Raw genomic sequence first — 21617 nt, 5'->3', positions numbered from 1 at the left:
CGTTTTTGATTGATTATGTTCTTGGTAGAAATACCGGGGGGTTTTGTATGCGGAATGTTACACGAAGGGTAAAAAAGGATAAAAAAACCCCCACACGTAAGAGTGGGGGCTTTTTCTTCTACATATAATCCCTAAAATCCCTAGTACATACCTCCCGGTGGCATGCCTCCCGGAGGCATCATAGGACCTTTATCTTCCTTAGGCTTCTCCGCAATCATAGCCTCTGTGGTAAGCAACAAGGACGAAACACTGGCTGCATTCTGAAGAGCACATCTGGTAACCTTAGTAGGATCTATTATCCCTGCTTTAATCAAATCTTCATATTTTTCGGTCTGGGCATTGAAGCCGAATGCTCCCTTTTCATTTTTCACCCTATCTACTACTATGGACCCCTCTACCCCAGCATTGTTGGCTATCCACCTTATGGGCTCCTCTAGTGCCCGCTTAACAATATTTACGCCAAATTGCTGGTCCGCTTCCAGTTTTAACTTTTCCAAGGCAGGTATTACCCTCAAGAGGGCAACACCACCCCCAGGAATGATACCTTCCTCCACAGCTGCCCTGGTGGCGTTTAAGGCATCCTCTACCCTGGCCTTTTTCTCCTTCATCTCTGTTTCAGTAGCAGCACCTACGTTGATTACAGCTACACCACCTATGAGCTTTGCCAACCTTTCCTGAAGTTTCTCTCTATCATAGTCCGATGTAGTCTCCTCTATCTGTGCCCTGATGGTCTTGACCCTGCCCTCTAAAGCACTCTTCTCACCAGCTCCATCAACTATGGTGGTATTGTCTTTGTCTATGGTAACCCGTTTGGCTGAACCCAGATCATTTAATGTAATTTTCTCAAGGTTAATCCCTAAATCCTCAGTTATAGCCGTACCGCCTGTAAGTATGGATATGTCTTCTAACATAGCCTTACGCCTGTCTCCAAAACCAGGAGCCTTTACAGCGGCACACCTCAATGTGCCTCGAAGCTTGTTGACCACTAATGTAGCTAATGCCTCTCCTTCTACATCCTCGGATATTAACAAAAGAGGTTTACCCATCTTCGCTATCTGCTCAAGAATGGGAAGCAGCTCCTTCATGTTGCTGATTTTCTTCTCATGCATAAGGATGTAAGGCTCATCCAATACCACCTCCATCCTCTCAGCATCAGTAACAAAGTAAGGCGACAGATAACCACGGTCAAACTGCATACCCTCAACGATGTCCAGAGTAGTCTCCATGCTCTTTGCCTCTTCAACAGTAATAACCCCCTCTTTACCAACCTTGTTCATCGCCTCAGCTATGATGTTGCCTATGGTATCATCGTTGTTGGCAGAGATGGTTCCCACCTGAGCTATTTCCTTCTGATCCTTCGTAGGTTTACTAAGCTTCTTCAACTCGTTCACCACTACTTCTACTGCCTTATCTATACCTCTCTTCAATTCCATGGGATTGTTGCCAGCGGCTACCAGTTTGGAACCCTCTCGATAAATCGCCTGAGCCAACAGCGTTGCCGTTGTAGTCCCGTCACCAGCCACATCACTGGTTTTAGAGGCAACCTCCTTTACCATCTGGGCACCCATGTTCTCAAACTTATTCTCTAATTCTATTTCTTTGGCAACGGTAACCCCATCTTTGGTCACTGTGGGTGAACCAAAACTCTTTTCTAAAATCACATTTCTACCCTTGGGCCCCAGAGTTACTTTCACAGCATCCGCCAGTGTATTTATACCCTTTAAAAGCAAATCTCTTGCAGCCTGTTCGTACTTTATCTCCTTTGCCATTTGATAAACTCCTCCTTATAGTTGTGTAGTCTCTATTCTAATATACCCAAGATGTCGTCCTCTCGCATTATCAGATGTTCCTCCCCATCTATCTTTACCTCTGTCCCAGCATACTTGCCGAATAATATCCTGTCTCCTTTTTTCACATCCAGGGGAAGCTTCTTGCCATCGTCTAAAACTTTACCAGTTCCTACTGCGACAACTTTGCCTTCCATGGGCTTCTCTTTTGCGGAATCAGGAATGATTATTCCCCCTTTGGTCTTCTCCTCTTCCTCAACCCGCTTTACTATCACTCGATCTTGTAAAGGCCGAATCTTCATAATAACAAAATCTCCTTTCCTTTTAATAAGTTAAATCTCCCTTATCTTGGTTATCCAAATAAATAAAATGACTAAATTGAGTATTCTCACCTCCTTGTATACAACTACCAGTATTTATTGGTTTATTTATACCCATTTGTTAGCACTCAGTTAAAACGAGTGCTAATTGGTTGCCATATTATCCATCTGCAATATAAAAATCAAGGTTTAAATTAGATGATTTATCACTCTTAAGACAAACACTGAGCTAATAAACAATAATATATCCAAAATTTAAACAATATCTAAATTTATCGTGGTAAATCATTACCCTAGATGGCTTGAAACTTGCCTACCTATACAGTTACCAAAAATGATCCCGACATCTCCTTTCTTTTTAAATTTTTTATCTTTTTAGTAAATTAGTAAACCCAAAAAGTGCGTTTTTTTCTTCTTTCTACCCTTGGCATTTGCGTCTCTTCTTTCCCATTACGTTTGTAGGATATTAATTTCTTCTTTACTTTTCACAAACACTAGGGTATAAAATATCCTATAAGAATTGCTGATTTTTAAATCTCACTTTCCTTTATGAGGGGGGCTAGGATGGATAAGGAAAGGCTAGCGTATTTTAAAGATCTTCTGAATGACAAGTTGGGAATACTGCTTCAAGAAGCTGAAAAAACGGTATCCGGAATGACTGATGAAGAAGAAACCTTTCCCGACCCCACGGATCGAGCCGCTATGGAATCGGATAGAAATTTTCTATTAAGGATTAGAGACAGAGAGAGAAGGTTGATATTGAAAATTAAAGCCGCCTTGGAAAGGATTGATGAAAATACGTTTGGCATTTGTGAAGTATGTGGAGAAGAAATCTCAGAGAAGAGACTTAAAGCAAGACCCGTCACTACCCTGTGCATAGATTGTAAAACAAGAGAAGAGGCTGAAGAAAAATTAAAAAGCCAATAAATCCCGAACCCCCAAACCTTACCTAATCCTTTTTACCATAGCTGAGTGAAACCCACATGCCTCAAAGAGACACAAAGAGTAAGGAAAATGTCTTTGCGAGGAGTTCGCCATAGGCGAAGCAACCCTGTCAAAGATTTACCGAGTGTTTAATCCCTGGTTTTATCTACTATGAACATTCTGGAAATAATCAAAGAACTTGAAGATAATATTATCAAATGCATGAAGTGTGGTTTGTGTCAATCTGTGTGCCCTGTCTTCCTGGAGTTAGGTCAGGAATCATCGGTTGCCCGTGGTAAAATCGCACTTGTTGAGGCACTGATAAAAGGAAGATTAAAGCTAACATCAACTCTGGCTGAAAGGATTCGCTGCTGTCTCTTATGTGGTACTTGCGTAGAAAGCTGCCCCAGCGGTGTTAGGGTAGATTATATAGTGTCGAAGGCAAGGGCAATTACTGCAAAAATCAGAGGCATTTCTCCTATAAAATGGGTAATTTTGAAGATAGTTCTCAAAAATCGATGGCTTTTTAACTTGGCGGTAAAGATTGCTTCAGATATTCAGAGAATACTCCTGATGTCAACAGGATTTGGCCACACCTGTAAATCCAGATTGCATATAGGTCTGGACAGCAAAAGAATTGTTTTACCGCTAGCAAGGAAAGCCTTAAAAGAAAAATGGCCAGAGATAATTGCTCCTGAAAGCCCGGGAAGTAGAGTAGCATTATTTACGGGATGTACTATGAACTATATGCTTACTGAAATAGGAGATGCGGTTATAAAGACCCTCTTAAAGCATGGGGTTGAAGTAATCATTCCTAAAGACCAAACCTGTTGCGGAAATGTGGCTATGGCAGCAGGAGATGAATCCACATTCAGGACCCTAGCAAAAAGCAATCTGAAGCTCTTATCAGGGTTAGATGCTGATGCGGTAATTGTAGCATGTGCCACATGTGGTTACACTTTAAAGTACCAATATCTTGCATTACTTTCCAATGAGACAGAAGAATTCCTTAATATGGCAAAGATGGTTTCGGATAGAACCTATGATATATGTGAATATCTGGTAAACATTATCAGGGTTAAAAGGATACTGTATAAAGAAGCTCAAAGCCCTGAAGATGAAACCATTGTAACCTATCATGATCCCTGCCACCTGAGGCGCGGACTGGGAATTTATAAGGAACAGAGGGGTCTGATAAACCTGATAGAGGGTGTCAGGCTGAAAGAGATGTCCATGCCCGATAGGTGTTGTGGCGGGGGAGGAAGCTTCAACCTCTCATACTATGATCTTTCTTTAAAGATACTTGATAAAAAGTTAGATGATATAGAAAAGACTGGTGCAACTGTTGTGCTAACCGGTTGTGCTGGTTGTCACATGCAACTGGTGGATGGGCTGGGTCAGAGATCGTTGCCCATCCAGGTAAAGCATCCTGTTGAGTTATATTACGAAAGATTAAAGGATACCCTTTTATAAGATGGATTTAGTAATTACGTCGCCCCTATACCTCGATGAGACTACATTTGAAGGGATATTTATTCAATGGGGAAGAAATCATAATGAAAGGATAGATACACTTCTTCTTGACATGGGAAATATAGAGTTTATTGACCCCTATGGTATGGTGGGAACTTTAGAGTTCGGACGTTTTCTTAAAAGCTTAAGGATATACCCAGTCCTTAACCTGCCAAAATCCAAGGCAGTATTGAGATACCTTGAGAGGATGGACTTCTTGAGGTTTGCCCTGAATACGTACCAAATACAAGGAACTTTACCTACTTTCAGAGACAAATACTTTCGAAGCAAAGATTCAGATGTGCTGTTAGAGATTACAAAAATCGAAGATTCAAATGATATCCATAATATAGTTGGGGAGGTAAAAAGTCGAGCCAAATCCATCCTTCAAGCCCATCTTAATTACGATGAAAAAACTACCCACGGTTTTATTGTTGCATTATCTGAGATATGCCAAAACATACTGGAGCACAGTGAAAACGTAGGTTTTGTTGGTATACAGAAGTACTTTTACCAAAAGAGACTTAGAAAAAACATGGTGAAGATTGCCGTTATGGATCTTGGTATAGGCATAAAGAATTCTTTAGAGAATAAACTCTTCCCCTTGTTTGAAGATAAATGGTCTGATATACTTGCAATTGAACAGGCACTTATTCATGGTACCTCTAGGCACAGTGAAGTTGGTCGTGGACATGGTTTGACATCTGTAAGAAGGTTTGTCAATCAATGGAGCGGAAAATTTTCTATCCGTTCTGGTACAGCAAAACTCTCCATAATTCCTTATTGGGATAAAGATAGAAACAGACAATCGAATTTATCCTTATTTCCTGGAACCCAAATAAGTTTGGTTCTTCCAGAAATCTGAATTTACCGACTATGTTGTATCCTAAATCGCTATTTTAAGTCTTGGCTCCAGAAGGTATCTCCTGTTAACCAAATCTCCTCCCTACCTTCTCAAGGGAGATATCTTCAATTCAAACTAATATGCCACATTGAGAAGGATAGAAGCAACAAATTAAAGATTTTTTATTTGACAATTATCATTATCTTTATATAATAAAATGTTTATCAAGCTTTTTCTTTAAAAGATAAAAATTTGGATCATCCCCAAATTAAGTTGAGGCTCTAAGAGGGTTCAAGGGGGCTGGAATCCTCGAACCCTTTCTACCGACTAAATTCCGTTAGAGATTTATATGCTAAACACGATAAATGGGAGAAGAACCAAATATTCTGATAATACAACTGTCGATGAAGGGAGGGGAAAGATGAATGCCTGGTGTTAAAGTTAGGGAAGATGAAACCTTTGAAAATGCCTTGAAACGGTTTAAAAAACTGTGTGATAAAACTGGAATACTATCAGAGGCAAGGAAAAGGGAGTATTATGAAAAACCCAGTGTTAAGAGAAAAAGAAAGGCTTTGGCAGCTAGAAAAAGGGCATTAAAAAGAAAAAGGGAAACTGGGGTGTAACCTATGCCATTAAATAATAGACGAGATGAAACTGGCCGTCAAGGCAAAAGACAAATTACGGCTTTCCATTGTTAGGATGATTCGCGCCTCTATTAATGAATAAAAAGATTGAAAAAAGAGTCAGAAGATAAAGACATAAACAGGTTAGCAGGCACATGTTTTAATTGTATCCTAATTGCTTTGTTTCTGGTCTAATCCATTTATCTTTGCTTAAACACTTTTTCTTGGGGATAAGTGCTTAAGCAAAACTAAAGATTCCTATCCGGCCTATTTGTTAATTCATGTCACTTCCTATTCTTAATTTTCATGTAGTTAGGGCTTTGAAAAATTATCCCTTTTCGTTTCAGCCTTCATTTTTTGACCCATCCAAGCTAGCTCCATTGAATCCGCCTGAGATGGAACAAACTCCCTGTCTCTGGCCCGTCTCTGGAGGATTAAATCCGTCTGGGGCGGAATTTTTCTACACTATGCTCGTTAAGGTGGGAGGGCAAAAAAATCTGAATGGGCTTTAAAAATCGTCTAGCAGTAATAAATAAGCATACGTTAAGAATTCTGGAATTTAACAGTATATTAAGCTTGTTAAAGGGATTTGTTACCTCCAGTTTGGGAGAAGCTTTATGTGAGTCTCTTAAGCCAAAAAGAGATACAAAAGAGATAGAGGTTCTCCTGAATGAAGTAAGTGAGCTAAAAGAGGTATTACAAATCTATGGTGATATCCCTATCAGTGGTATCAGGGATATTGAAAAGCCTGTTAAAAAGACCAGAGTTGAGGGGTCAATCATGGACCCTGTGGAACTTCTGGATATTTTAAGTACCTTGAAAGCAACCCATAACCTCAAGAGGTTCTTCGGAAAATTAGAAGATAATAGATATTCCTTGCTGAAAGCAATAGGAAGCAACTTTATTTCGCTCCCAGATATCGAACGCAAGATAGAAAATACTGTGGGAGAGAGGGGTGACATATTAGACAGTGCCAGTCCAGAACTTAAAGCAATAAGAGAAAAAGTAAGGAAGTTTAGGAAAAGGATACATGCATCTCTGGAGGATTTACTTTCTAAAGATTCATTCCAATCCTTTTTTCAAGAAAGGATAATTACCATTAGAAATGGAAGGTATGTAATCCCGGTTAAATCGGATTTTAAATGCCATATTCAAGGTATTATACATGACCATTCTCATAGCAAGGCAACATACTTTATTGAGCCTATCTCTACTATAGAATTGAATAATGAACTTGGCATCCTCATTAAGGAAGAGAAGAATGAAGAGTTCAGAGTGTTGAAGAATTTGAGCAACAATATAAAAGCAAATGCTCAAGAAATTCTCTCAAATCTAAATCTTTTGGGGAAGACTGACCTTACTTATGCTAAAGCAAAGTACAGTATGGAGATAAATGCAATAAAGCCCGTATTAAACAGAGATGGCATAGTCAGTTTAATCAATGCATATCATCCCTTGCTGTTGTCCCTCCATAATGCCTGTCTGCGATCCCAACAGGACAGACAGGAATATACTAACAGAGAGGAAGCAGCCAATTTAAGGAAGGGGGTGGTCCCTATCGATATTCATTTTGATAAAGACTGCAATACCTTAATAATTACAGGAGCAAATACTGGCGGCAAGACCGTTGCTTTAAAGACAGTAGGTATTTTGACCCTAATGTTACAGGCAGGAATGCATATTCCAGTAGCGGATGGAAGCGTTGCCGCGATCTTCGATTCAATCTTTGCGGATATTGGTGATGAACAGGGCATAGAGCAAAATCTCAGCACCTTCTCTTCCCATATCTACCAGATGGTTGATATTCTGGATAAGGCTGATGAATCATCATTGTTACTATTAGATGAGATTGGGGTAGGAACTGACCCCGATGAAGGTGCTGCTTTGGCAATGGCTATATTGGATTATTTAAGGGAAAAAAATTGCAGTATTATTGCTACAACCCATCTCAATTTATTAAAGGCATATGCATATCTTCATAAAGAGGTAATGAATGTATCCGTTGAGTTTGACCCAAAAACCATGGAGCCTCGTTACCGTCTCATATATGGATCTCCGGGAGAAAGCAACGCTCTGGTAATCGCTGAAAAGTTAGGTATCCCACGAAAAATCTTGGATAAAGCAGTTAGTTTTATGGAGGGCAAGAATGGTGACATCTCAAGGTTAATTAGAACTCTTGAGAGTTCCCAGAGGGAGATAATAGAAGATATAAAAGAGGTCAAAAGGGTTAAGGAAATAATCTTGCTCTATCAGAAACAGATAGAGTCGTTGTTAGAGAAAATCCGGGATAAAAAGGACAGAATATTATTGGAAACAGAGACCAAGGCAATTAGTTTTTTAAAGAAAATAGAAATCGAAGTTAAAGAAATGTCCAGGAATCTTAAGAAAAAGGGAGAGCACAGTGTTGCTGAAGTTGATAAAAGGCTCCCTGGTCTAAAAGAGGAATTAGAGCTATTTAGACCTGTTAAAAAGGAGAATAGAATGCCCATTTTAAATCCAATGAAGGGAGATGTGGTAAAAATCAGCTCTCTAAATAAAGAGGGGGTAATAGTAAGGGCACAAGGAAATTCAGATAAAGTAGATGTCCTTATTGGGAACCTGAGGATTAAGGTACCCTTAAATGAACTTGAGCAAGTAAATGGAAATAGACCGAAGCATACCAAAAGCAAAGAAGATATGTCATTTACTCCTTTCACTACTGGTATGGTAGGTAAGATTAATTTGGTAGGGATGAGAGTAGATGATGCTATACCCTTGGTTGATAAGGTTATAGATAATGCCATACTAAGTGGCATGGCAAGGGTAGATATCGTTCATGGAGTTGGTACTGGAAGATTAAGCAATGCCATTAGAGACCATCTGAAGTCCCACAGTTTTGTAGCAGATTTTAATTCAGCCGACTTGCCCCAGGGAGGGACTGGTGTTACAGTTGTGGAAATTAAGGTTTGACTAAGAAAATGGAGAAGCAGCACTTTGGCAGATTATATCTCTGATGATAAGCTTGAAGAGATAAAAGATAGGGCCAGTATCGTAGAGGTAATATCAGACTATGTCTCCCTCAAAAAGGTAGGGAAGAACTATAAAGGATTGTGCCCCTTTCATCCTGAGAAGACCCCATCCTTTATGGTGAATGAGGAAAAGCAGATTTTTCATTGTTTTGGGTGCAATATGGGAGGTAATGTGTTAAGCTTTCTGATGAAGATGGATCGTCTCTCATTTCCTGAGGCTGCAAGGGAACTTGCCAGGAGGTATGGAATTGATCTCCCCAAAATAAAAATATCTGATGCAGATAAGAGAGAAACCCTAGAAAGAGAGTGGTTATTTGAGTTAAATGAACTAGCAGCAAGCTACTACCACAATCTTCTGGTAAATGAAAAAGAGGGTAAAGGAGCTAGAGAATATCTCAGGCAGAGGGGAATTGGGAATGATGTAATAATAGACCACAGACTGGGTTATGCCCAGAATAGCTGGGATGGATTGCTAAAGTTTCTGTTGAAAAAAGGAATTCCTCTTCCAAGAGTTTCTGAACTTGGATTGATTATACCGAAAAAAGCCCAAGGATTTTATGACCGTTTTAGGGGGAGAATAATCTTCCCTATAATTAACATCCATGGCAAAGTGATCGGTTTTGGAGGAAGGGTGTTAGACAACAGTCTTCCCAAATACCTTAATTCACCGGAATCTTCCATTTACAATAAAAGCAATAGCCTTTACGGGTTGAAAGTTGCAAAAGATTTTATCAGGAGCGAAGATAAGGTAATAGTTGTAGAGGGATACTTTGACCTTTTGAGTTTAAATCAATACAGCATAAAAAACGTTACAGCTACACTGGGCACATCCTTAACCACAGGTCATATAAGGATTTTGAGGAGATACACAAATAACATAATCACTGTCTTTGATGCCGATGAGGCTGGAGAGAAGGCTGCTGCCAGAAGTCTTGATATATTATTAAAACATGGCACTTCACCGAAGATAGCAGTTCTTCCCTCAGGGTTTGACCCTGATAGTTTCGTGAGAAAAGTGGGGGAGAACAGTTTTAAAGAAATTATTGCTGGTTCTATACCCCTCATAGAATTTGCCATCAACGAGGTCATAAAAAAGCATGATGCTTTTTCAGTGGAAGGAAAGGTAAAAATAATAGAAGATGTTACACCTATTCTGGCTAAGATAGAAAATAAAATAGAAAGGGACATCTATATACAAAGGGTTTCCAATCGACTGGATATAAAAGAGGACACCATTGTTTCACAACTCCGCAAGACAAAAAAAGGGGGGGACGCTTTACAAGAAAAGGGTATTCAGTCTATGGATGAAGATATTGTTGAGAAACTCTTATTAAAGCTGATGCTATTAAACAACGAGGTTGTCCATAAAATTCAGGAAGAAGCGATAATCGAAGAGTTTGTGAATAAGCAATACAAAGAGATAGGATTATTGCTTTTAGAGGAATTCAATAGACAAGGAAGGGTAGATTCAGGAAAAATAATTAACTGTTTAGAAGATGAAAGTTCAAAAAGCCTGATCTCTCAGCTGTCGATTGAAAAAGAGAGTATTGAAGATGTCCAAAAAATTCTTAAAGACTGTATAAATAAAATTCGGATGCATAAAGTGGATGAGGAAATAAAAATACTGGATATAAAGATTAAAGAGGCAGAAGAGAAAAAAGATGAAGTGCTTCAGAGGGAGTTCTTGGTCTCCAGGCAAAAGCTTAAAAACAAGCAAATAAACTATAGACAAGCTTTTTCACGCCGTCATAATGCCTAAGGAGGGGCATGGTGCGCCGTGCCCCTCCTTGTTCACAGGATTATATTTCAAAGGAGGAGCTTTAATGCCCAAAAAGACAAAGATTGAAGAGGTAGAGCAGCTAATTAACATGGGTAAAGAAAAAGGATTTCTGACCTATGATGAGGTTAATGATATTTTACCTTCGGATATCGTGTCCTCGGAGCAAATTGATGATTTGATGATTATGTTTGATGAAAATGACATTGAAATTGTCGATGCTGTTCAGAACGTAAAAATACCAAAAAGGAAAATTCCAGAATTAAGAGAAGAAGAAAAAGAACTTGACATAGAGGAGGAATCATACAGCAAGGGCAATGATCCGGTGAGGATGTATTTAAGTGAAATGGGGTCGGTTTCCCTGCTGACACGAGATGAAGAAGTTAAGATAGCAAAGAGAATTGAAGAAGGGGAAAGAGAGGTTCTAGAGGCGGCATTGGATTCTCCGATAACGATAAGAGAAACTATCTTATTAGGTGAAAAGCTTAAAAAAGAAAAGATTACTGTCAAGGAGATAATTAAGGACCAGGAGGAAGAACATTTAAATTCCGAATACCACACCCAGAGAGTTTTGACCCTAATTGAAAGAATAAAGGAACTGAATGAAAAGAATATAGAGATTCAGAAGCTGTTGATGCAGGATAAAGGGGGACCATTTGACAAAGAAGAGCTTCGAAAGAATAGGATTGAGAATAAGCAGGAGATAATAAGTCTACTAATGGATATAAATTTCAACAAAAAACAGGTTGAAAGAATAGTTCAAAGATTAAAAAGCCTCAATGACAGAGTTGAAAAAGCAGTAAGGGAAATACAGGAGTGTGAAAGGATTTCTGGTATAGACCTTAAGGAGATAAAAAGATTAATTAGACTGGTGAAGAAAAAGGAAGGGGCAGAATGCGTTGAATTCTTAGATAATAAACTGCTTAGCAGGGATGGATTGAAAGAATTTGAGAAGATAATTAATAGTGCTCAAAGGAGGATTAGGAGATCAGAAGTTGAATTAGAGATGTCTGCAAAGAAGTTGAAAAAGATTATTCAGAGTATTGAGTATGGAGAAAGCAAAGCAAAGGAAGCTAAGAGTGAACTGATAGAGGCTAACCTGCGTTTAGTAATAAGTATAGCAAAGAAATATACAAACCGTGGGCTTCAATTTCTGGATTTAATCCAGGAAGGAAATATAGGATTGATGAAAGCCGTCGATAAGTTTGAATATCAGAGAGGATACAAATTCAGTACTTATGCAACATGGTGGATCCGACAGGCTATTACACGGGCAATAGCGGATCAGGCCAGAACTATCAGGATCCCTGTTCATATGATTGAAACAATAAATAAACTAATCCGAACTTCTAGATACCTGGTTCAAGAAATGGGTCGGGAACCACTGCCTGAAGAGATCGCTGAAAAGATGGAATTACCTCTGGATAAGGTTAGAAAGGTTCTGAAGATAGCTAAAGAACCTATTTCCCTGGAAACTCCTATTGGCGAAGAGGAAGACAGCCACCTGGGGGACTTTATTGAGGATAAAAAGATTATATCTCCAAGCGATTCTGTTATTAACCTAAACCTCTCCGAACAGACCAGAAAGGTACTTGCTACTCTAACGCCAAGAGAAGAAAAAGTTCTTAGGATGAGGTTTGGAATCGGCGAGAAGGCAGATCACACACTGGAGGAGGTAGGCCAGGATTTCGATGTTACTAGAGAGAGAATTAGGCAGATAGAGGCTAAGGCTTTGAGGAAATTGAGACATCCCAGCAGAAGCAAAAGACTCAAAAGCTTTGTAGAAAAATAACGTTAACGCCTTTTGAGTGCTAGATTTTGCCATTTTTACTTGACAAAGGTTTTCAATTTATTTATTGTTTTTAAATTTAGTTTCGAAAAATTTAACCTGACAGATTTTACAGCTTTTTTCCTGATAGGGGCCCATAGCTCAGCTGGAAGAGCCACCGGCTCATAACCGGTAGGTCCCTGGTTCGAACCCAGGTGGGCCCACCAACGATCTCACTGATGATAGCAGAGAAGGACATCCATTGAAAAGGTCTGTTTGGAAATTTGCGGAAGATATAAAAAAGAGAAGCTGGTGAAGAGTGCACCTTTCAGGTGCACTTTTTTATTTCTAGGCTGATACTGCTAACATCCACTAAGGAGGGAAAAAATATTGCACGAACAGATTAATATTCTGGTTAAGCTCCAGGACCTGGATTTAAGCATAGGAAAGATTGAAGAGATTAAAGAGAACTATCCCCGAAGGATAGAATTATTGAAGGAGAAGCTAGAAGAGAAGCGGAGAATAGCTGATTCAAAAAGGGATAAACTGGAGAGTCTAGAGAATGAGAGAAGGAAAAAAGAGAGAATTATGGAAGATGAGATGGAGAAAATTAGGAAATCTGAAGAAAAACTGTTATCGGTTAAGACCAATAAAGAATACCAGGCAGCATTGAAGGAAATAGCATTGACAAAGGAATCCAATAGCCAAAGGGAAGAAGATATCCTTAATGTTTTAGAGGAACTTGATGTGTTAACAAAGGATTTAAAGGAAAAAGAGGAAGATTTTATGGCAATATCCAGAGAGTTTAGTAAAGAAGAAAGTCAACTTACGGCAAAACTGGAGGAATTTAAGGATGAACTGGCAGAAAAAGTGAAAAAGAGAGGGGAATTATCCTCAGAGATAGGTCCAGACTTACTGCAGATGTATGAGAACATAAAGAAACACAGGCAGGAAATTGCTGTTGTTCCGACAAGGAACGGATCTTGTCAAGGATGCTACATGGATATTCCGCCTCAACTCTCTAATGAGGTACAGAGGGGGATGGATTTAATCTTTTGCCCAAATTGTAATAGAATCCTTTACTGGGAGAGCAGTTCATGACCCCAATCACTTTCGAACTCTAACCCACATTTTAGTGGATAGCTTCCATAAATCTATACCCCTGAAAGTACAGTCAAGGGTATACCGAGAAAAGATTGAAGAATAGAGATATCCAGGATAAATTAAAAACAGACATATTGAATCATCTGGCTCTGCACATGAGTTTTACAAAGACCATTAAGAAATTTCCAATGGTTTCAAAGGAGGATATCCGAGATCTACTATATCAATCAGCATTATTTTATAGGAACAAATCGGATAACCGGGCTTCATCCAATCTCCCTGATTTTTTTGTTTTTACCGATGGTGCTTCTCGAGGGAATCCGGGGGAAGCCGGGGCAGGAGCAGTGATTTTAGATAAAGAAGGAAATCTGATTAAGGAGTTGAAAAAATATCTTGGAAAAAATACTAATAATGTTGCTGAATACCAGGCATTGATTCTGGGGCTAAGAGAAGCTCTGAAACTCAGGGGGACAGGGGTACATATCTTCTCTGATTCAGAATTGATGGTTAAGCAGTTGAATGGGGCATATAAGGTTAAAAATAAGGGGTTGATCGTTTTGTACAATGAAGTGAATGATCTGTTGAAAAAATTTGTCTGGTATGATATAAAGCATATTGATAGAGAAAAGAATCGGCATGCCGACAGGCTTGCCAATGAAGCTATAGACGAAAGGAGTAATGGTCAGCTTAACTAGGATTGGTGCCTGCCGGGGGTGCATAGCAAAATAACGAACTACATGTTTGCACCAGCAATGCTTAGCAAAAACAAGTTGTTATCATAATTAAGTTAGACAAATTTAGTAGCTCTTACGTGTTATTTTGCTATGCACCCCCGGCAGGCACCGTTACAGGTTATAAAAAAAACAAGGATGCTAGAGCAGATCAAATGATCGCTGGTTCAGTCCGTAATAAGGTCTGAGCGAGAGGAAAGTCCGAGCTCCATAGGGCAGGGTGGTCCGTAACACGGACTGTCCCGAGAAGTCGGGATAAGGAAAGTGCCACAGAAAACAAACCGCCTGCCCGCCTATGGCGGGAGTGATGAGTTAAAAGTGAAAAGTGAGAAGTTAACTACTTTTTACTCCAGGCTTCTAACTCCGAATTCCGAGGCGTAAGCCTCGGTGGGTAAGGGTGAAACGGTAAGGTAAGAGCTTACCAGTCCTGATGGTGACATCTGGAGCTAGGCAAACCCCACCCGGAGCAAGACCAAATAGGTCCCGTTTTCTCCATAACGGAGAAGAAGAATGGCCCGTTCAACATACGGAGGAAACCGATTCGGGAGGCTTCTGGATGACGGGGCGGGTAGGTCGCTTGATCCCGTTGGAAACATCGGGACTAGATGAATGATCATTGCCTCAATAAGGACCTCTCTTTATCAGAATACGGCTTTTCGACAGATCAAGAAGGTCCTGAGAATTGAGGAACAGAACTCGGCTTATGAGCTGCTCTAGCATTTTTTATAAATTGCTTTGTATGGAAAAAGCTGCTTTTTTTTAACAATCGCTAAAGGATAATTTTAAAGGTGCTGGACTTAAAATTCGTTCGAGAAAACATAAAAAAGGTTAAGGAGCAAACAGAACAGCGGGGGCTGGATCTGGATGTTGATGAGTTTGTCAGGTTGGACATTGAAAGGAGAGACCTCCTGCAGGAAGCTGAGAGCCTGAAGTTTCAGAGGAATACCGTTTCTGAGAATATAGCCGGGCTAAAAAAGGAGAAAAAGGATGCTTCTTCAGAAATAACTGCGATGCAGGAAGTTTCCCAGAGAATAAAGGAACTGGATAAAAAACTCAGTGAAAAAGAATACTTGCTGAATCAGATTCTCCTGAATATGCCTAATATGCCTCATTCATCTGTAGCCGTTGGGTATAGTGAAAAGGACAATCCTGAGATAAGGAAATGGGGAGAGATCCCCGAGTTTGCTTTCAAACCGAAACCCCACTGGGATATCGGGGAAGAATTGAATATACTTGACTTTGAAAGGGCGTCTAAAATAACAGGCGCCAGGTTTGTCCTGTACAGGGGTTGGGGGGCTAGACTAGAACGGGTTTTGATCAATTTCATGCTGGACTTGCATACCAATGAACATAATTATGTAGAGGTGTTACCGCCTTTCATTGTTAACAGGCAGAGCATGATTGGAACCGGACAGCTTCCCAAATTTGAATCAGACCTCTTCAGGTTAGAAGGGTATGATTACTATCTTATACCTACTGCAGAGGTTCCTGTAACCAATATTCATCAAAATGAGATATTAAAAGAGAGCGATCTTCCTCTGTATTATACTGCCTACACCCCATGTTTCCGCAGTGAAGCAGGTAGCTATGGAAAGGATACCAGGGGACTGATCCGACAGCACCAATTCAACAAGGTAGAACTGGTTAAGTTTGTTACCCCTGAGAGTTCATATGACGAGCTGGAGAAACTTCTTTTAGATGCCGAAGAGGTACTACAGAGATTGGGATTACCATACAGAGTTGTGAGTCTTTGCACCGGAGACCTGGGATTTTCAGCAGCAAAGACCTATGATATTGAGGTATGGCTGCCAGGGCAAGAGAGGTTTGTAGAGATATCATCCTGCAGTAACTTTGAAGACTTCCAGGCCAGGAGAGCCAACATTCGATACAAATCAGAGGGCAAACCCAAGACTCGGTTTGTACACACATTAAATGGATCAGGCATTGCTGTGGGAAGGACAGTGGTTGCAATCTTAGAGAATTATCAGCAAGAGGATGGCAGTATAACCATACCAGAGGGTTTGAGACCATACATGGGAGGAGTAGAATCCGTAACCCGTGAATCGTGAATCGGTTTTATTCTATTTAAGGTTTACGACTTGTGATTCACCATAGATATGGAGGGATGGCCGAGTGGTTGAAGGCGGCGGTCTTGAAAACCGTTGACCGAAAGGTCCGTGGGTTCGAATCCTACTCCCTCCGCCACAAAAACCAGTTAAGAGTGAAAAGTGATTAGTTAGTTAAAAAGATTTTTGATTGAAAACTGTTCACTGATAACTGATCACTTTAGTAATGGGAGAGATGGCCGAGTCGGCTGAAGGCGCTCGCCTGCTAAGCGAGTGTACGTCGAAAGATGTACCGAGGGTTCGAATCCCTCTCTCTCCGCCAGTGTGCGCCCATAGCTCAGATGGATAGAGCGACGGACTACGAATCCGTAGGTCGCAGGTTCGAATCCTGCTGGGCGTACCAGTAAAATTTTTCTTGACATCCTTTTTAACTTGGTTTAAAGATAATCTATACTTATAAATAGGCAGTTTTTCCTCTGAAGAAAAGCCACGAAGGCTTTGGGAAGGTCAGAAGACCGAAGAATGCTTTCGTGGCTTTTGTATTTTCTGACCACGCTTCAGAAAGGAGAGTAGAATGCACGTGCCTGACGGATTCGTAAGTGGCGGGGTAAATGCTATAACCTATATTATATCTGCTGGGGTTTCTGTATTTGCTGTCAGAGAGGCAAATAAGAAGCTTGGAGACAAGCAAGTTCCCCTTTTGGGGGTAGTGGCTGCATTTATATTCGCTGCCCAGATGCTCAATTTTCCTGTAGCTGGAGGTACCAGTGGTCATTTTCTGGGGGCGCTCTTAGCAGCATCGCTTTTAGGACCATGGATAAGTTGTCTTATTATGGCGGTGGTGCTTACTATACAATGCCTCTTGTTTGCAGATGGCGGGCTTACAGCACTGGGTACAAATATCTTCAATATGGGTATTATAGGAGGTGTACTATGTTATTACCTTCTGGTAGCACTGAAATCTATCTTTCCCAAAAATAAGGGGGGATATTTAGTTTCAGTTGCCATAAGTTCTTGGATGTCAGTTGTGCTGGGGGCAAGTGCATGTGCCGTCGAATTGGCGATTTCAGGAACATCGCCTCTGGGCATAGTGCTCCCTGCAATGGCATCTGTTCACGTGTTGATAGGTATTGGTGAGGCAATAATTACAACTGCAGTTGTAGGTCTAGTCGTAAACACGAGACCTGATCTTGTAGGGACGTATAGTTACCCGGATGCCAGGACATTTAATAGGGTGGAGGCATAATATGAACAACGTAAGCATAAAGGCATTTGTTCTTGTCGGTCTATTGATTTCTCTGCTGATAGCCATATTCGTTTCCCCTTTTGCTTCATCCTATCCTGATGGATTGGAAAAGGTAGCTGAAATAAAGGGGTTTTTGGAAAAAGGCGAGGAATGGGTTTTATGGAAACTATCGCTTATGCCAGATTATTCCATCCCGGGTTCCAAGAATGAAAAGATTGCTACGGGGCTATCCGGCTTTATAGGAACACTCATTGTTTTCGGTGTCGGATATGGTGTTGCCAGGCTCATTCGTTCAAAAAGATCACAGCATAAAGTTTGATTAGATATGAAACACTCGTTTTTAGACAATTACAGTGATATTCCTAGTGTGATTCATGGATTAGATCCAAGGGTCAAAATCATTGGCCTCTTCTTTCTCACAGTTGTATGTGTTAGTACCCCAGCATCTTCCTACTTCAGCTTTGGTGTATATTTTGCAGTACTTCTAGGGGTTCTTTTACTGTCAAACCTCCCCTTCCATCATGTATTTGGGAGATCAATGATAGTTATCCCCTTTGTATTTATGGTAGCAATATTTATCCCCTTTTTAAAGAAAGATGTAATTGGAGGGGGGTATAACCTGGGTATAGGCGGACTTACAGTTTCTAATAGCGGGCTTATGGTCTTGTGGAATGTGGTTGTCAAGTCATACATAGGTGTACTATGTATGATTCTCCTATCTTCAACTGTTCCCTTTCCAAAACTACTGAAGGGATTTGAGGATTTGGGATTGCCTAAAATATTCACCACGATTGCGTCTTTCATGTACAGGTATCTCTTTATCATTACAGACGAAGCGCAAAGGATGAAAAGAGCCAGAGATTCCAGATGCTTTGGTGGGAAATGGATATGGCACTCAAAGGTGATAGGCAATATGATTGGTACCCTTTTTATAAGAAGCTACGAGAGAGGAGAAAGAGTGTATGTTGCTATGCTTTCCAGGGGTTTTGATGGCGATTTGAAGAGAAAAGAAAGGATACAGAGATTGAGACCAATGGATTATATCTTTTTGTCTATTTTAATCACTGTAGTTACCGGTGTGAGGTTAATGGTATGAACAAAGAAAAGGCAGTGGAGATTTTAAACCTAACTTACAGGTATCCGGATGGAAATCTGGCATTACAGGACGTGAATCTCAGCATTTTTGTAGGAGAATCCGTAGCCATTATAGGACATAACGGGGCAGGAAAGTCTACTTTGCTTTTACATTTAAATGGCATACTGAATAAAAACGCTGCGGTTAAGATCTTTGGGAAATCCGTAAACGGGAAAAACCTTAAGAGTATTCGGCGGATGGTGGGTATGGTCTTTCAAGACCCTGATGACCAGCTCTTCTGTCCTACTGTCTACGATGATGTAGTTTTTGGTCCTATAAATATGGGGATGAACGATAAGGAGGCAAAGGAGAGGGTTACGGAGGTTCTGGGAAGGATTGGGTTATCAGGTTTCGAAAAGAGGTCTGCGCATCACATGAGTGCCGGGGAGAAAAAGAGGGCTGCCATTGCAACAGTTTTATCAATGGAACCTAAAATCCTTATATTTGATGAGCCGACAAGTAACCTGGACCCAAAGATGCGGCGGGTCCTGATAGACCTCATTAAGTCTTTCCCTGAAACAAAAATAATAGTATCACACGACCTGCCTATTGCCCTAGAGCTGTGCCAAAGAATAATAATCCTTGAAGAAGGCAGGGTTGTAGAAGACGGGTCAGTTAAAGATATTTTAGGGAAAAGGAAGGTGCTCGAACGATACGAAATAGACCCAACCTACAATTGCCAGTTTTGTGATATGCTTAAATCGTAACCAACTATAGAGGAGTTAATTTATGGAAGAGAACGAGTTGAAAAAGCTTGCAGTTCTTTTGAACCATTGGATCAGGCATAATGAAGACCATGTTAAAGAATACAGGAAATGGGCAGAAGAGGCGGACATACAGGGGTTAAAAGAGGTAGCACATAATCTTAAAGCTGCTGCTGATTTGATCCTCCAATCTAATGAGAGGTTTATTGCAGCCCGTAAAGGGATGCCTGTTTCATCTATAGAAGAAGACCAGGAGCACGATCCTCATGATCACGACTTTACCATGGAGTATGAAATTATTACCAAAGTCGTTAACAACATCAAGGCTGGCTATGTAAACCTGGAGATTGAGATGTGTAGTGGGTGTGAGAATATCAATACGTGCAGTATACCTTATGCAGATGCGTTACACCTTGCTTTTATGGAATCACAAATGCCCTGTGGAGTGCTTTGCACCGAGGTTGAAGGGAGAAGGATACTCCAGATGACCCATGAGGGTGAGGTCTTCATGCAGGTAGATCCTCTAAGGAAAGAGGCTATTCAGAAATGTCATGATGATATGTGTAACATTGTATTATACAACAGGGTGTTTGATGTAGGGTCATAACGGCCTGCTCTTTGCCTTATTATTAAAGTTAGAATCACAAATAGAGCCACGAAGGCTTAAATAAAGACCAGAAGGTCTGGAAAGCTTTTGTGGCTTTTTATTTCAAAAAACCAAAAGGAGGAGAAAAGATGTTTATACGAATAGTTGTATTCTTTACTATGCTGTTTTGGAGTGGATTGGCATTTGGTGCACATCCTCTTATAACAGACGATGCAGGCACCCTGGGCAGGGGGAAATTTCAGCTTGAACTCAATGGAAAGTATGACCATACTGATGAAGATGGAGTTACAGAAAAGACAACTGAGATAGCAACAGCATTGGGCTACGGGGTAACAAACAATATGGACATAGTTTTAGGTATCCCATACCAGTATACAAGGACAGATGATTCAGATACTACAAATACAGAGGATGGCATATCAGACACATCTATTGATTTAAAATGGCGTTTTTATGAAAGGGATGGTTTTAGCATTGCCCTGAAACCCGGTATCACATTTCCCACAGGGGACGATCAAAAAGGACTTGGTGCCGGGAGGGTGACATATGGAGCTTTTTTTATTAACACAAAGGAAATAGGGGCATGGGCATTTCACTTAAACCTGGGATATAAGAGGAATGAAAATGAGGTTGATGAGGAAAAGGATATATGGCATGCATCTTTTGCATCAGAGGTAGAAACAGCTAAAAATATTAAAGCAGTTGCAAACATTGGTATAGAAAGCAATACCGACAAGACTTCCAACACAAACCCTGCCTTTATCCTGGGAGGGGTAATCTACTCCGTCTCGGAGAACTTTGATGTGGATTTTGGTGTCAAGGGCGGGTTAAATAAAACAGAGTCAGATTATTCAATCCTTGCGGGGATAACGCTGAGGTTCTAGGGCGTAGTTTTCAATCGTTATAGACAGGAGGGCATCGGGGGTTACATCCAATCTGGAGAATATCTTATTCTCCACCTCGATTGTCCTCTTTTCCGATTGACTGATTAAGTGGACCCTTTCTTGAGTGGTGCCGTATCTTTTTCTCAGGTCATCAAATCTTTCTCTAAGGGTTACAACCTTGTTATGCAGTACCCTTTTGTCAGCATAGTTGACAATCTCTATCTCTGAAATTGTGGGTGAATTTAGAGCATCATCGGTCATTACATGCTGTCTGACTATTTCGCTTATACTTGTAAATCCCAGTTTTTCTAAAAGCTCGCTTCCTGTCCTGGCATGGTCTTCACCTGTGGTTATGCTTTTGGTTTTAGTGATGTCATGGAGCAAGGCACCTGCCCGGACCTTTGCCATGTCTATATTTTCACCTGTTTTATTCAATTCTTCAGAAAGCCAGAGCCCAACCTCATTAACCATAAGGCTATGGTGAACAATATTCTCCAGCATATTGTGTTCTTTCATCAAATCCAAACATTCTTCTAAGGTAGGGGTCATAGGCAGTCTCTATGGGTTATTGTAAGTA

General features: G+C 40.4%; 19 protein-coding genes, 4 tRNA genes and 1 other RNA gene. 21 read left to right on the top strand and 3 right to left on the bottom strand.

Features of this window, described 5'->3' with window-relative positions:
- Positions 1-140: 140 nt before the first annotated feature.
- Positions 141-1769 carry a chaperonin GroEL gene (groL, locus tag AB1401_03970; GenBank protein ID MEW6614606.1) on the bottom strand — a complete coding sequence of 543 codons (1629 nt, stop codon included), beginning with the start codon at positions 1767-1769 and terminating at the stop codon, positions 141-143.
- A 32-nt stretch (positions 1770-1801) separates the two neighbouring features.
- On the bottom strand, positions 1802-2089 hold the full coding sequence (groES, locus tag AB1401_03965; protein MEW6614605.1) for a co-chaperone GroES: 288 nt from the start codon (positions 2087-2089) through the stop codon (positions 1802-1804).
- A 582-nt stretch (positions 2090-2671) separates the two neighbouring features.
- On the opposite strand from groES, the gene dksA reads away from it, so the two are divergent.
- From dksA to AB1401_03860, 21 genes are all read left to right on the top strand, one after another.
- On the top strand, positions 2672-3034 hold the full coding sequence (dksA, locus tag AB1401_03960; protein ID MEW6614604.1) for an RNA polymerase-binding protein DksA: 363 nt from the start codon (positions 2672-2674) through the stop codon (positions 3032-3034).
- Positions 3035-3202: 168 nt separating this feature from the next.
- Positions 3203-4504 carry a (Fe-S)-binding protein gene (locus AB1401_03955; GenBank protein ID MEW6614603.1) on the top strand — a complete coding sequence of 434 codons (1302 nt, stop codon included), beginning with the start codon at positions 3203-3205 and terminating at the stop codon, positions 4502-4504.
- Position 4505: 1 nt separating this feature from the next.
- Entirely contained in the window at positions 4506-5408 is a 903-nt protein-coding gene (locus tag AB1401_03950; protein MEW6614602.1) for an ATP-binding protein, read from the top strand.
- Positions 5409-5812: 404 nt separating this feature from the next.
- Positions 5813-6010, top strand: a complete 198-nt coding sequence (gene rpsU, locus AB1401_03945; protein MEW6614601.1) for a 30S ribosomal protein S21 — start codon at positions 5813-5815, stop codon at positions 6008-6010.
- A 501-nt stretch (positions 6011-6511) separates the two neighbouring features.
- Positions 6512-8959, top strand: a complete 2448-nt coding sequence (locus tag AB1401_03940) for an endonuclease MutS2 (GenBank protein MEW6614600.1) — start codon at positions 6512-6514, stop codon at positions 8957-8959.
- A 24-nt stretch (positions 8960-8983) separates the two neighbouring features.
- Complete coding sequence (gene dnaG, locus AB1401_03935) at positions 8984-10777, top strand: DNA primase (GenBank protein MEW6614599.1); 1794 nt, start codon at positions 8984-8986, stop codon at positions 10775-10777.
- Positions 10778-10841: 64 nt separating this feature from the next.
- Entirely contained in the window at positions 10842-12587 is a 1746-nt protein-coding gene (rpoD, locus tag AB1401_03930; protein MEW6614598.1) for an RNA polymerase sigma factor RpoD, read from the top strand.
- 127 nt (positions 12588-12714) lie between these two features.
- Positions 12715-12790, top strand: a tRNA-Ile gene (locus AB1401_03925).
- Positions 12791-12953: 163 nt separating this feature from the next.
- Entirely contained in the window at positions 12954-13664 is a 711-nt protein-coding gene (locus AB1401_03920) for a C4-type zinc ribbon domain-containing protein (protein ID MEW6614597.1), read from the top strand.
- A gap of 95 nt (positions 13665-13759) precedes the next feature.
- Entirely contained in the window at positions 13760-14362 is a 603-nt protein-coding gene (locus AB1401_03915; protein ID MEW6614596.1) for a ribonuclease HI family protein, read from the top strand.
- 179 nt (positions 14363-14541) lie between these two features.
- Positions 14542-15117: RNase P RNA component class A (rnpB, locus tag AB1401_03910), an RNA gene on the top strand.
- Between the two features lie 69 nt (positions 15118-15186).
- On the top strand, positions 15187-16467 hold the full coding sequence (serS, locus tag AB1401_03905) for a serine--tRNA ligase (protein MEW6614595.1): 1281 nt from the start codon (positions 15187-15189) through the stop codon (positions 16465-16467).
- Positions 16468-16517: 50 nt separating this feature from the next.
- Positions 16518-16603 (top strand) — tRNA-Ser (locus AB1401_03900).
- Positions 16604-16693: 90 nt separating this feature from the next.
- Positions 16694-16786 (top strand) — tRNA-Ser (locus tag AB1401_03895).
- Between the two features lie 4 nt (positions 16787-16790).
- Positions 16791-16867: transfer RNA gene (locus tag AB1401_03890), tRNA-Arg, on the top strand.
- A gap of 171 nt (positions 16868-17038) precedes the next feature.
- Positions 17039-17710 (top strand): energy-coupling factor ABC transporter permease, encoded by a 672-nt coding sequence (locus AB1401_03885; GenBank protein MEW6614594.1) that lies wholly within the window; start codon positions 17039-17041, stop codon positions 17708-17710.
- A 1-nt stretch (position 17711) separates the two neighbouring features.
- The gene (locus tag AB1401_03880; protein ID MEW6614593.1) at positions 17712-18029 is read left to right on the top strand and encodes a PDGLE domain-containing protein; all 318 of its coding nucleotides are present in this window, start codon (positions 17712-17714) and stop codon (positions 18027-18029) included.
- Positions 18030-18035: 6 nt separating this feature from the next.
- Positions 18036-18806 (top strand): cobalt ECF transporter T component CbiQ, encoded by a 771-nt coding sequence (gene cbiQ, locus AB1401_03875; protein MEW6614592.1) that lies wholly within the window; start codon positions 18036-18038, stop codon positions 18804-18806.
- Complete coding sequence (locus AB1401_03870) at positions 18803-19552, top strand: ABC transporter ATP-binding protein (protein ID MEW6614591.1); 750 nt, start codon at positions 18803-18805, stop codon at positions 19550-19552. Before cbiQ ends, AB1401_03870 begins: the two co-directional genes overlap by 4 nt.
- Before the next feature lie 22 nt (positions 19553-19574).
- Positions 19575-20156 (top strand): hypothetical protein, encoded by a 582-nt coding sequence (locus AB1401_03865; GenBank protein ID MEW6614590.1) that lies wholly within the window; start codon positions 19575-19577, stop codon positions 20154-20156.
- Between the two features lie 128 nt (positions 20157-20284).
- On the top strand, positions 20285-21040 hold the full coding sequence (locus AB1401_03860; GenBank protein MEW6614589.1) for a transporter: 756 nt from the start codon (positions 20285-20287) through the stop codon (positions 21038-21040).
- On the opposite strand, the gene AB1401_03855 is transcribed toward AB1401_03860, so the two are convergent.
- Entirely contained in the window at positions 21008-21589 is a 582-nt protein-coding gene (locus AB1401_03855) for an HDIG domain-containing metalloprotein (GenBank protein MEW6614588.1), read from the bottom strand. The two genes, AB1401_03860 and AB1401_03855, sit on opposite strands and share 33 nt — an antisense overlap.
- Positions 21590-21617 lie beyond the last annotated feature (28 nt).

This window comes from Thermodesulfobacteriota bacterium (assembly GCA_040757775.1).
Classification (GTDB): domain Bacteria; phylum Desulfobacterota; class UBA8473; order UBA8473; family UBA8473; genus UBA8473.
Note: the sequence above shows the minus strand (reverse complement) of the source record. Positions and strands in the feature narration are given on the sequence as shown.